Consider the following 12,234-nt stretch of genomic DNA (forward strand, 5'->3'; position numbering starts at 1 on the left):
GCGGGGCCCCCCCGGCGGGGGCCCGCCGAGGCGGCCACGGCGGCGGCCGTCGCCGCCGCGCCGGCGGCCCGCCGTCGGCGGCTGCGCAGGCGGCGTCCCGGGGCCGCGCCGGTGTCGTGGCGCCGGACGCTGCGCCGGGACTGGCAGCTGTACTCCCTCGCGCTGCTCCCGCTGCTGTTCTTCCTGATCTTCCGGTACGTGCCGATGCTGGGGAACGTCATCGCCTTCCGGCGCTTCCAGCCCGGAGGCAGCATCTTCGGCGAGGAATGGGTCGGGCTGCGCTACATCCAGATGTTCCTCGGCGACCCCACCTTCTGGCAGGTGTTCACCAACACCTTCCTCATCGGGGCGCTGACGCTGCTGTTCTGCTTCCCGCTGCCGATCGTGCTGGCGCTGCTGCTCAACGAGGTCCGTAAGCGCTATTTCAAGCGGTTCGTGCAGACCGTGTCGTACCTCCCGCACTTCCTGTCGATCGTGATCGTCGCCGGCATGCTCATGCAGCTGCTGTCGGTCGAGGGCACGGTGAACCAGATCGTCCGGGCCTTCGGTGGCGAGGCGGTGCCGTTCCTGCAACGCGCGGAGTGGTTCCGCACGATCTACGTCTCGTCGGAGGTGTGGCAGACGGTCGGCTGGGGAACGATCCTCTACCTCGCCGCGCTCACCGCCATCGACGAGAACCTCTACGAGGCCGCCCGGATCGACGGGGCGAACCGGTGGCGCCAGACCTGGCACGTCACGCTGCCCGGCATCCGGCCGACGATGGTGACCCTGCTGATCCTCAACATCGGCACGTTCATGGCGGTCGGGTTCGAGAAGGTGCTGCTGCTCTACAACCCGCTGACCTATCCGACGGCCGATGTGATCTCGACCTATCTGTTCCGGATCGGCCTGCTGTCCAACAACTTCAGCTACGCCGCTGCGATCGGCCTGTTCGAGGCGCTCATCGGGCTGACGCTGATTCTGTCCGCGAACGCGATCTCGCGCCGAACCGTGGGGGCGAGCCTGTGGTGACCGATACCGCTGCGAAGACGGGTACTGCCGGGAAGACCTCGGTCCGGGTGCCCCGGCGGCAGAAGGGCATGCGCGACTCGCGCGGCTACCGGGTCTTCCAGGTCGTCAACACCGTGATCCTGCTGGGCGTGGTCGCGGTGACGCTCTACCCGTTCGCCAACATCATCGCCCAGTCGTTCAGCGACGAGTCCTTCATCCGCAGGGGCGAGGTCAACCTCCTGCCGAAGGGCTTCAACACCACCACCTACGAACTGGTGATGTCGGACGAGCTGTTCTGGCGCAACTACCAGAACACCGTCGTCTACACGGTGGTGGCCACGGTCATCGCGATGGTGCTCACGACGTGCTACGCCTACGTGCTGTCGAAGCACGAGCTGCGCGGCCGCAAGGTGCTCATCGGCATCGCCGTCTTCACGATGTTCTTCAACGGCGGGCTGATCCCCAACTACGTGCTCATCACGAGCCTGGAGATGAAGAACACCATCTGGGCGATCGTGCTGCCCAACGCGATCTCGGTGTTCAACCTCCTGGTGATGAAGTCGTTCTTCGAGAACATGCCGAAGGAGTTGGAGGAGGCCGCGCAGATCGACGGGCTGTCGACCTACGGCATCCTGTGGCGGATCGTGCTGCCGTTGTCGAAGGCCGTGGTGGCGACGATGACCCTGTTCTACGCGGTGAGCTTCTGGAACTCGTGGTTCGCCGGGTTCCTCTACATGGACCGCGCGGAACTGTTCCCCGTCACGGTGTACCTGCGCAACCTCATCATGGGTGCCGAGACCGCGGGTTCGACGGGCAGCAGCGGCGCCGATCTCGCCCAGACCGCGGCGAACATCCAGTCGGTGACGATCGTGCTCACCGTGCTGCCGATCCTGTTCGTCTACCCCTTCATCCAACGCTATTTCGTGTCGGGCGTGATGCTCGGCTCCGTGAAGCAGTAGGCCCACCCGGTTGAATGCACAGAAAGGGTCGATGGTGACTCGCAGCAGCAGCAGAAGAAGAAGGAGAGGCGCGGCGATCGCGGTGACCACCGTGGCCGCACTGGCGCTGAGCGCGTGTGGGGGTGGGGACGGAGGGGGCGACGCGCCGGCCGACCTGACCGACAAGAACGTCGGGGCGATGGCCGAGTACGCCGTCGGTGAGCAGTTCCGCGCCACCGAGCCGCTGTCGTTCTCGATCCTCTACAGCGATCACGAGTTCTATCCCAGCCAGGACGACTGGCTGCTGTGGACCGAACTCGAGAAGCGGACGAACGTCACGTTCGACCCCGTGATGGTGCCGCGCAGCGACTACGAGGAGAAGCGCAGCCTCGTCATCGGCGCCGGGGACGCCCCGATGATCATCCCGAAGACCTACCCGGGGCAGGAGGAGCCGTTCGTCGCCTCGGGCGCGATCCTCCCGGTCAGCGACTACCTGCACCTCATGCCGAACTTCCAGGCCAAGGTGCAGGAGTGGGGCCTGGAGGCGCACCTCGACACCCTGCGGCAGGCCGACGGCAAGTTCTACCTGCTCCCCGGACTGCACGAGGACGTGTGGCAGGACTACACGCTCGCGATGCGCACCGACGTCCTCGCCGAGCTCGGCCTCCAGGCGCCGACCACCTGGGACGAGGTGCGCGATGTGCTCGCCGCGATCAAGCAGGCGTACCCCGACTCCTACCCGCTCTCCGACCGTGAGGAGGGCAAGATCCTGCTCAACATGGTGGGCATGACCTTCGGGACGCGGGCGGGCACCGACTGGGGCTACCAGAACGCCACCTGGGACACCGAGGCCGGCGAGTTCGTCTTCACCGGCACCATGCCCGAGTACAAGGCCATGATCGAGTACCTGAACTCGCTCGTGGCCGACGGGCTGTTGGACCCGGAGACGTTCACGCAGGACAACGACACCGCGATCCAGAAGCTCGCCACCGACCGCGCGTTCGCGATCAGCACCAACGCGCAGTTGCTCGTCAACGACCTGCGGCCTGCGATCGAGGGTGTTCCCGGGGCGACGATGCAGAAGATCACCCTGCCGGCCGGCCCGGCCGGCAACGTGATCAACTCCGAGTCGCAGCTCGAGAACGGCATCATGATCAATGCGGACGCGGTGGAGAGCGAGAACTTCGTCGCGATGATGCAGTTCATCGACTGGCTCTGGTACTCCGACGAGGGCCAGGAGTTCGCGAAGTGGGGCGTGGAGGGCGTCACATACACGACGGGCGCCGACGGCACGCGCGTGCTGGCCGACGACGTCGACTACGTGGGTCTGAACCCGGACGCGTCGAAGCACCTGCAGAAGGACTTCGGGTTCTCCGGCGGGGTGTTCGCCTACGGCGGCTCCACCGACCTGCTGCAGTCGACCTTCTCCGAGGAGGAGCTCCAGTTCCAGGCCCTCATGGAGCAGAAGGACAAGCTGCCACTGCCGCCGCCGTTCCCGTTCACCGAGGCGGAGCGCGAGCAGGCCACGCTGAACGAGTCGGCGCTCACCGACTACGTGGCGCAGATGACGCTGCAGTTCATCCTGGGGCAGCCGCCGCTGTCGGAGTGGGACGCCTACGTCGCCGAGCTGGAGGGCAAGGGGATGGGCACCTACATGGACCTGGTGCGGACCGCGCACGAGCGGTACGTGGCCGAGAACGGCTGAGAGGACCGTCGTGACCGTCGCCACCCGGCGGGAGTTCGGTGACGGCGTGCTGGCCCGCGGGGCAGCCGCCGTCTACCGGACCCTGGTGATCGAGGTCCTGCTGCTGCTCGCGGCGGCGCCCGGCCTCGCCGGGCTGTTCGGGCTGCGGGTGGAGGAGACCGACGCGCAGCCGCCGGAGATCGTGAATCCCGTGTCGCTCGGCGGCACCGTGTCCGACGCCCGGCTGGTCTTCGAGCTGCTGGTGCCCGAGGGCGCCGAGGTGGTGGGCACCTACGGGGCGGACTTCTACGCCGGCACCCCGGCCGTCACCCGCCACCGCCCGCAGGACGGCGGCGGGGAGGCGTGGTACGTCGGGACCGGGCTGGACGACGCCGGGGTCGAGTGGGTGGTGCGCAAGGTCCTCGACCCGCACGGCCTCACCGGCCCGTACGCGGACGTCGAGGACCTCGAGCTGGCCGTCCGCGAGCGCGACGGCGTGCGCTTCGGGTTCCTGCTCCACCACGGCGTCAAGCCCGTGGAGGTGCCGGCGTACGCCTCCGGCGTCGATCTCCTGACCGGCCGCCGGGTGACGGAGGGCGAGACCCTCCACCTCGACCCGACGGACGTGCTGGTGCTCCGCGAGGACTGACGGCTCGGGAATTCCGGCGGGGCTTCTGCTCGGGATCCACCCATTTCGGGGGTATGAATTCGGGCGACCCCTCGGCGATCCGGACGATCCACCCGGAATGGTGGATCAATCGATGGTGCATTCTGCATAACATCACGAGGTTGTCCAGCTCAGTGTGCCCGTCGTGCTCCCATTCGAGGACGTGGTGGATTTCGCACCAGGACGGGTTTCGGTCACAGCCCGGATGGGCGCATCCCCGGTCCCGAGCGGTCACGGCCCGCCGGAGTCCGTCGGGGACAACTCGGGTCGAGCGCCCGACGTCGAGCGGCTGTCCTTTTCCGTTCAGCACGATGGGAATCACTCGGGCGTCGCAGGCGAGCATCCGCAGCGATTCGGGGGTGAGGGTGCCGCCGAAGTCGAGCATCGCCGCCCGGGCCCGGTCTTCGAGGTCGTCGAGCCGGATGAGCACGGTCAGGTGCGGCCGCCGGCCGCCGGTGTCGGGGACGTCGCCGTGGTCGAGGACGTACCCGCAGATGTCGGCCAGCGCGTCGGCCTGCCGCCGCTCCGCACCCCGGCGGTCGTCGGCGTCGAGGGGCTTGGATTTGGCGTCGAGGAGGGTGGCGATGGTGTCGAACATGGCCGCGTCCTCGAACACGCCTTTGAGTTCGCCGCCGGGGCGGTCGCGGAACCGCCGGACCTGCACCGTGTTGATCGGGACGTGCGGTCGGTCGTCGGGGGCGGGTCCGTCCTGGTCGAGCCGGTCGATCAGGTCCGTGCCGTAGCTGCGCAGTTGGCCGGGGGTGTAGTCGGCGGCGCGGGCGGCGAGTTCTTCCTCGACCCCGGCCCGCTGGTCCTCGCCGAGTCGCCCGGCGGCGGGGGTGGCGAGCAGGGTGACGATCACCTCGACGTGCCGCAGGCTCGCCTGCCCGGCCGCGAACGCCTTCCCGGTGGCGGGCAACTTCGCCTCCAGCACCGTGCCGTCCAGCTCCACCCGCTCACAGGTGTGTTCGGCGGCGGTGACGCGGCGCCGGGCTTGGCCCCAGTCCCAGCCGAGCAGGTCGGCCACCGCACCTTCGGTCTTCTTGTAGCCGCGCTCGGCGAACGTCCCTCGCCGCTGCAAGGTGGCGACGGTCGAGACGGTCAGATGGTCCAGTCGCCGGGTCATTCCCTCGGCGAGCGTGAGTACCGACAACAGTTCGTCGTCGGAAACAGTCGCCGATTCCGCGGCCGCGCACAGTTCATCGACCGCCACCTGCAGGTGGCGGTACGCGGCGGCAACAGCGGACATGCCACCGAGTTTAGTCGAACATGCTTTCGAGCGAACGGGGCTATTCGAGTGAACGCGAGATTTGCAATAGTAAATGGGCCGCGGAAGTTTCGCTTGTTTGCGCGAGCAAGTCTGTGGTCGACTTGGGCAGATCACCGACCCGGATCGCACGCAGCCACGGGAGGCCGCACATACCGCCGCGACTCAGAAGATCGTCCGCCCCCGGCCATCCGGCACCCCGGACTTCCGGAAGAAGTAGGTGTTGATCTGGTCGCGCCACTCCCGCGCCGACCGCAGCTGCTCGTCGAGCCGGTCCGCCACCCGCGCGTGCAGGGTGCCGTCGACCAGCCCGGCGACCGACGACCACTCCCGCGCCATCTCCTCCACGCGCTCGACGCCGGCGAAGTGGGTGTCGTAGATGTGCTGGATCACGGTGGTGCCGCTGTGCAGTACGTGCCCGTAGGGGACGTGGTGGAAGAACAGCAGCAGCTCGTCGGGGCAGGTGTCGGGCGACTCGTAGGTCGACGCCCACGGCTCGGGGTACTGCCCGGCGTAGCCGGTGCCGGTGGCGCGGGTGCGGTCGACGCCGATGCCGTCGCGGTCGGCGAAGTGGTAGGTGCCCCAGCGGCTGTACTCGTAGCCGTCGACGTTGGGGCCGTAGTGGTGGCCGGGGTCGACCATCCAGCCGACGCCGAGCGGCGCGGTGTAGTCCTCGTAGGTGCGCCACGAGTCGTGCATGATCCCCGTGACGACGTCCGCGACGGTCGGGTCGGTGTCGCCGAACGTGAGCCGCACCCACTCGGCGAGGATCTCCTCGGCGCCGAGCGTGGGGTCCCAGGCCAGCCGGGCGAAGCCGAAGAGGTTGGCCTGGGCGAGCGGGTGCCCGGTCCAGAACGGGTCGTCCCCGACGTTGGAGACCGCGACGACACCGCCTCCGCGGCCCGCGGCGACGTCGGCGACGGTGGCCGCGCCGTCGCCCCACGGGGCGAATCCGAGCACCTCGCTCCACTGCGGCACGAGGTAGCAGACGTGCTTCTGCTGCCCGGTGTACTCCTGACTGACCTGGAACTCGACCGCGAGCGTGGTCTGCGGCATCGCGGCGAGCAGCGGGGACACCGGCTCGCGCACCTGGAAGTCCATCGGGCCGTTCTTCACCTGGAGCACGACGTTGTCGTCGAACGCGCCGTCCAGCGGGGTGAAGTGGTCGTACGCCGCGCGCGCCCGGTCGGTGCCGCGGTCGCGCCAGTCCTGGGTGCAGTTGTAGACGAACGCGCGCCAGAAGACGGTCCCGCCGTGCGGGGCGAGGGCGCGGGCCAGCATGTTGGCGCCGTCGGCCTGGTCGCGGCCGTAGGCGTGCGGGCCGGGGCGGTGCTCGGAGTCGGCCTTGACGAGGTAGCCGCCGAAGTCGGGCACGGCCTCGTACACCCGTCGCGTCGTGTCCTCCCACCAGCCGCGGACCCCGTCGTCGAGCGGATCCGACGTGGACAGCCCGCCGATCGTGATCGGTGCGGCGAAGTCGACGGAGAGCCACACGCGCACACCGAAGCGGCGGAACACGTCGGCGAGGCGCGCGACCCCGGGCAGCCGGTCGGTGAGGAACGTGGCCTCGGCGCGGTGGACGTTGACGTTGTTCAGGGCCACGGCGGTGACGCCGACCGACGAGAGCACCCGCGCGTAGTCCTCGACCCGGTCCAGGTCCTGCCGGACCTCCCCGTCGGCGAAGAACAGCGACCCGCCGGCGTAGCCGCGCTCCACCTGCCCCATCGGGCCCGACGCCCAGGCGTTGTCCCAGTGGTCGAGCATCCGGATCGCGTTGACCGGCTCCTGCACCTCGTCCACGCCCTCGCCGTGGACGGCGGGGCCGCGGCGGGCGAGCGCGTGCCAGCCGTGCAACAGGGCGGCCCCGGAGCCGGCGACGACCGCGGTGACGCCGGCCCGATGCAACGCGCGGAACGCGGCGGTCGACAGGGCCGGCCCGGCGGCGAGCGCGTCGAGCAGCGCGGCCGGGAGCCCGCTGCCGGCGAGTGCCCCGACGGCGTCCTGCGTCGCGAGGAGCAGCGTGGTGCCCGCGTCCGCGCGGTCGGCGAGCGTGCCGCCGTGGCCGGTGACCGCGTGGCCGGCCTCGGCGCGCACGGTGGGCAAGACCGGGTCGTCCGCTCCGCCGCCGCCGAGCACGACGACCTGCCGCCCGCCCAGGTGAGCGTAGGCGGCGGGGCGCAGCCAGCAGGGATCGGCGGTGCGGACGGGGGAGCGGCCAGCGGTCGGGGTCGCCGTCGACATGCCGCGAACCGTATCCCTCCCGGGAAGTTTCCGGAAGACGTCCGAAAGTACCGGAAACCTCAGTCGGTGGCGGGGGAAAGCAGCGTGACCACGCTCGAGTCGTCCTGTGCGCCGAGCCCGCCCGCCTCGCCCAGCAGGTACAGCTGGTGCGCCGCGGCGGCCAGGGGGAGCGGCACGTGCGCCTCACGGCCGACCCCGGTGACGATGCCCATGTCCTTGACGAAGATGTCGAGCCGGGACTTCACCTCGGCGCCCTCGCCGTAGGCCTGCAGCATCCGCGGACCGCGGTCGGACAGCATGAACGACCCCGCCGCGCCGGCGGAGAGGGTCTCCACGACGAGAGCGGGGTCGAGGCCGAGCCCGCGGGCCAGCGCGACCGCCTCCGCGGCGGCGGCGATGTGCACCCCCGCCAGGAGCTGGTTGATCGCCTTGAGCGCCTGGCCGTCGCCGGGCCGCTCACCGATGACGGTGAGCGTGGACGCCAGGTGCTCGAGCACGGGGCGCGTGCGGTCGAGCACCTCGGGCGCCGCCCCGACGACGATGAGCAGGTCGCCCGCGCCCGCCCGCGCCGGGCCGCCGCTCACCGGAGCGTCGACGAGGTCGAGCGAGTGGCCGGCCAGCTCGTCGGCGACGGCGCGCGCCGCGTCCGGCCCGATCGTGCTGGTGAGGACGACGACGCCGCCGGGTCGCAGGGCGCCCGCGACCCCGTCGGGCCCGAACAGCGCCGCGCGGACCTGGGCCTCGTCGCGGACGACGAGCAGGGCCACGTCGGCCTCCGCGGCCGCGGCCGCCGGGGTGGCGGCGGGCGTGGCGCCCTCGACCCCCGCGCGCCGGTCCTCGGCCACGTCGAACGCGGTGACGGTGAAGGCGGTGGCGAGCCGGGTGGCCATGGGGAGCCCCATCGCTCCCAGGCCGATGACGGCGACCGTCGGGGATGTCCCGGGCATGGGGGGTGACCTTTCTCGGGGAACCTAGGCCGCGTCCCGCGGATCATGAACGCGGTCTTCGCGCCCAGATGGTCCCTGACTGCGTTGTCGGCAGGCCCGGGTACGTCAAGTACGACGGCGCCTACCTCCGCCTTGCCAGGAACCATCTGGATCACGAAGCCCATCGCCCCTGATCCACGGGACACGGCCTAGAGGGAGCGGAGCGTGCGGAGGGCGCCGACGAGGGCGTCGTCGTCGCCGACGTTGCCGGCGAACACGACGTAGGGGACGCCGCGGGCGGGCCCGGAGACCGGTTCCCACACCGACACCGTGCCGGGCAGCAGGGTCCCGCGGGACCAGGCGCGGGTGATCGCCAGCGCCGCGGTGGCCGTGTCGGAGGAGGTGATGCCGCCCTTGGCGAGCACGAACGCCGGCCGGATCCGCGCGACGACCTCGCGCACGACCGCGACCAGGGCGGCGCTCACCATGCGGGCGATCGCGAGGCTGTCGGCGGGGTCGCGGCCGGGCACGAGGGTGCGGCTGGTGCGGACGACGAGGTCGCCGTCCGCACCGCCCGCGAGCAGCTCGACGGCGCGGTCGACGGTCGCGGCGACGTGCGCGGGCCCGCGGTCGGCGTCGAGCAGCGTCGGCACGTCGAGCTCGAGTTCCACGATCCCGCCGGCGGCGCGCAGCCGGTCGAGCTGGCGGGTGGTGAGGGCCACGTGGGACCCGACGGCGATGAGCCCGTGCCGGGCCCGGGGCCGCGGGTCGAGGGTGGGGTCGTCGAGGACGGCCATCGCGGCGCGCAGCCGGTCGGCGTCGGTCGGCGGGGTGGCGGCCTGGCCGCTGCGGGCCCGGACGAACGACGGGCCGGTGCGGTAGAGGAACCGGCCGCCGCCGTCCTCCGCGGCCAGCAGGCCCTGGACGAGGACGCGCAGGTCGTCATCGGTGGCGGCGTCGACGACGACCGGTTGCCCGTCGCGCAGGCCGCCGAGCACGTCGGCGACCCGCTCCGGGCCGCCCGCGCGCAGATCGTGCAGCGTGACCGTCGCGACGTCGGCGCGCCGGATCCGCCCGCCGGTCTTCTCCTCGACCCAGTCGCGCAGGTCGGCGTTGGCGTAGCCGAAGGTGGCGTCGCGGGCGAACTCGCTGTGCGACACCGGGATCATGCCCTCGCCCGTGCGCATCCAGTGCACGGAGCCGACGGTGAGGCGCCCGGGCTCGATGAACGCGGGGACGATCACCACGCCGTCCACCGGCCGGCCGGCCGCGGCGAGCTCCCGGGCGAGCACGTCGGTCTCCAGCGGGTAGTGGCCGCGCAGGGTCGAGTCGCTGCGGCTGGCGAGCACGTAGTCGACGCCCTCCGCCTCCGCGGCGGCGGCGAGCGCGCGGGCGAGGTCGCGGCCCCGCGCCGCCGCGGCCTCCTCGCCCAGGCTGCGGGTGTTGGTCAGCACGAAGAACGCCGGGCTGTCCTGGCGCAGCGCCCAGCGCAGGTCGTCCACCGACCAGCTGGTGAGGACCGGGAGGTCGGTGATGCTCTGGGTGCCCGTCGGGTCGTCATCGAGGACCACGAGCGTCCGCCCGGCGGCGACCTGCGCGGCGAGCGCGGCGACGTCCACCTCTCGGACCGGGGGGAAGCCGGCGGTGAGCCGGTCGGGCGGGACCGGCCCCGGTACGGCGGGGGCGGGTGGGTGCAGTGCGGTCATCGGCGACGTCCTCGAAACGGCGGCAGCTTATCAGATATCAGAGGAGTTTGCCCGTCGGGTCGGTCCGTGTCAACGTCCGCTCACGCGCGCGTCGTCCGCGCTCCACGCGGCCCCGAACGGTAGCGGTGGCCCGCCCGCGGCGCGCTCGTCCAGCGCCCGGACGAACGCCTGCACCGCGGTGGCCTGCGGCCTCCGGGGATCGGTGAGTACGCGGATCGACCGCTCGACGAGCGGGTCCTCGAGCAGGACGGGGTGCAGCCCGGCGAACTGCATGAGCGGGAGCACGAGCGCGGGCACCACGGACAGGCCGAGGCCGGCGGCCACGAGCCCGGCGACCGCGGCGACGTTGCGGGCCTCCATGACCTGGCCCGGGACGGTGCCGGTCGCCTGCATCGCCCGCTCGACGTGGTCCCGGATGCTGCTCGTGGGGTCAAAGGCGATCATGTCGTGGCCCGCGAGGTCGGCCCACCGCAGGGACGCCGCGCCCGCGAGGTCGTGGCCGGGTGGCACGACGACGAGGAACCGGTCGGTCGCGAGCGGGCCGGACCGCAGACCCGGCACCGGCCCCTGCGGAACGGTGACGGCCAGGTCGACCGCGCCACAGCGGACCCGCTCGGTCACCTCCTCCGAGAGGGCGTCCTCGATCCGCAGGGTGACCGATGGGTGGTGCGCGTGGAAGGCGCCGACCACTCCGGGCAGCAGGGTGGCGGCGAGCGAGGGGAGCGTCGCGACGGTGACGCTGCCCCGCGTCCCGGCGAGGTATCCCGCGAAGTGGTTCATGCTCGTCGCCACCCCGTCGAGCGCGTGCCGGGCCAGCGCGACGAGCTCCCGGCCCTCGCTCGTGAGCAGCACCTGGCGCGTCGTGCGCTCGAAGACGCGCACGCCGGCCCGCCGCTCCACCTCGTGGACGGCACGGCTCAGCGACGACTGCGCCAGTCCGAGCCGTTCCGCCGCCGCGGTGAACCCGCCGGCGTCCGCGACGGCGACGATCGCGCGGAAGTGGTTCAGACCCAGGTCAATGCCCATAGCGCATGAATCTATCGCTAACTGATGCTGGACGGGAGCTAATCGGCGGATCGAGACTGGGGCCTCTCCCGACGAAGGAGCAACGATGCTCTCCCTCCTGGGCTTCCTCACGATCGGCGTGATCCTCGCGCTCCTGCTGACCAACCGCGTCGCGGCCGTCGTGGCGCTGGCCGGCGTGCCCGTGCTCGCGGCGCTCGTCGCCGGGTTCTCGCCCGCCGAGATCGGCGAGTTCGTCGCCGACGGGCTCGGCGGCGTCGTCGGGGTCGCGACGATGTTCGTGTTCGCGATCGTGTTCTTCGGCGTCATGCGCGACGCCGGGTTGTTCGAGCCCGTCATCCGGCGGCTCGTCCGGCTCGCGGGGAACGCCCCGGTCACGGTGTGCCTGGCGACGGCCTCGCTGGCAATGCTCGCCCACCTCGACGGCGCGGGTGCGACGACGTTCCTCATCACGATCCCGGCCATGCTGCCGCTGTTCGACCGGTTGGGGATGAGCCGCCTCGTGCTCACCACCTGCGTCGGGCTCGGGGCCGGCGCGATGAACGTGCTGCCGTGGGGCGGGCCGACGGCGCGGGCGGCCGCCACCACGGGCGCCTCGGTCAACGAGCTCTGGGTGCCGCTCATCCCCGCGCAGATCGCCGGGATGGTCGCGGTCCTCGCCGTGGCGTGGGTGCTCGGCAGGCGCGAGCAGCGCAGGCTCGAGCGGGCCGCCGAGCCCGTCGCCGCGGCGGCCGGCGGATCCGCCCAGCGTCCGGCCGCGCCCGGGACGGGCACCGCGGCCGGGGACGGCGG

The 12,234-nt window shown here is 71.6% G+C and carries 9 protein-coding genes and 1 pseudogene; 5 read left to right on the plus strand and 5 right to left on the minus strand.

Going from position 1 to position 12,234, the window contains the following annotated elements:
- The 4 genes from KME75_RS35140 to KME75_RS35155 all read left to right on the plus strand — a co-directional run.
- On the plus strand, positions 1-1,011 hold a 1,011-nt coding region (locus KME75_RS35140), incomplete at its 5' end, for an ABC transporter permease (RefSeq protein ID WP_246633457.1).
- A complete protein-coding gene (locus tag KME75_RS46355) occupies positions 1,008-1,949 on the plus strand; it encodes a carbohydrate ABC transporter permease (RefSeq protein ID WP_308283374.1) in 942 nt (313 codons plus the stop codon). The genes KME75_RS35140 and KME75_RS46355, both read left to right, overlap by 4 nt.
- A 31-nt stretch (positions 1,950-1,980) precedes the next feature.
- Entirely contained in the window at positions 1,981-3,633 is a 1,653-nt protein-coding gene (locus KME75_RS35150) for an ABC transporter substrate-binding protein (RefSeq protein WP_219419256.1), read from the plus strand.
- Between the two features lie 10 nt (positions 3,634-3,643).
- Positions 3,644-4,261 (plus strand): beta-galactosidase trimerization domain-containing protein, encoded by a 618-nt coding sequence (locus KME75_RS35155; RefSeq protein WP_219419257.1) that lies wholly within the window; start codon positions 3,644-3,646, stop codon positions 4,259-4,261.
- Positions 4,262-4,511: 250 nt separating this feature from the next.
- On the opposite strand, the pseudogene KME75_RS44210 reads toward KME75_RS35155, so the two are convergent.
- From KME75_RS44210 to KME75_RS35175, 5 genes and pseudogenes are all read right to left on the minus strand, one after another.
- Positions 4,512-5,528 (minus strand): annotated as a pseudogene (locus KME75_RS44210) (DUF222 domain-containing protein); the annotation flags it as partial.
- A 183-nt stretch (positions 5,529-5,711) separates the two neighbouring features.
- Complete coding sequence (locus KME75_RS35160; RefSeq protein ID WP_219419258.1) at positions 5,712-7,787, minus strand: alpha-glucuronidase; 2,076 nt, start codon at positions 7,785-7,787, stop codon at positions 5,712-5,714.
- 59 nt (positions 7,788-7,846) lie between these two features.
- Positions 7,847-8,734 carry an NAD(P)-dependent oxidoreductase gene (locus KME75_RS35165; RefSeq protein WP_219419259.1) on the minus strand — a complete coding sequence of 296 codons (888 nt, stop codon included), beginning with the start codon at positions 8,732-8,734 and terminating at the stop codon, positions 7,847-7,849.
- 188 nt (positions 8,735-8,922) lie between these two features.
- Complete coding sequence (locus KME75_RS35170) at positions 8,923-10,419, minus strand: four-carbon acid sugar kinase family protein (RefSeq protein WP_219419260.1); 1,497 nt, start codon at positions 10,417-10,419, stop codon at positions 8,923-8,925.
- Positions 10,420-10,488: 69 nt separating this feature from the next.
- The gene (locus KME75_RS35175; protein WP_219419261.1) at positions 10,489-11,445 is read right to left on the minus strand and encodes a LysR family transcriptional regulator; all 957 of its coding nucleotides are present in this window, start codon (positions 11,443-11,445) and stop codon (positions 10,489-10,491) included.
- An 85-nt stretch (positions 11,446-11,530) separates the two neighbouring features.
- On the opposite strand from KME75_RS35175, the gene KME75_RS35180 reads away from it, so the two are divergent.
- Positions 11,531-12,234 (plus strand): SLC13 family permease (locus KME75_RS35180; RefSeq protein WP_281424823.1); only part of this gene is annotated, 704 nt, incomplete at its 3' end.

The sequence above is a fragment of the Pseudonocardia nigra genome (assembly GCF_019396355.1).
Classification (GTDB): domain Bacteria; phylum Actinomycetota; class Actinomycetes; order Mycobacteriales; family Pseudonocardiaceae; genus Pseudonocardia; species Pseudonocardia nigra.

Bases quoted from the DNA above. Each gene is read 5' to 3' on its own strand.
- KME75_RS35150 (WP_219419256.1), top strand. From the start codon at position 1,981: ATGGTGACTCGCAGCAGCAGCAGAAGAAGAAGGAGAGGCGCGGCGATC.
- KME75_RS35160 (WP_219419258.1), bottom strand. From the start codon at position 7,787: ATGTCGACGGCGACCCCGACCGCTGGCCGCTCCCCCGTCCGCACCGCC.
- KME75_RS35165 (WP_219419259.1), bottom strand. From the start codon at position 8,734: ATGCCCGGGACATCCCCGACGGTCGCCGTCATCGGCCTGGGAGCGATG.
- KME75_RS35170 (WP_219419260.1), bottom strand. From the start codon at position 10,419: ATGACCGCACTGCACCCACCCGCCCCCGCCGTACCGGGGCCGGTCCCG.
- KME75_RS35175 (WP_219419261.1), bottom strand. From the start codon at position 11,445: ATGGGCATTGACCTGGGTCTGAACCACTTCCGCGCGATCGTCGCCGTC.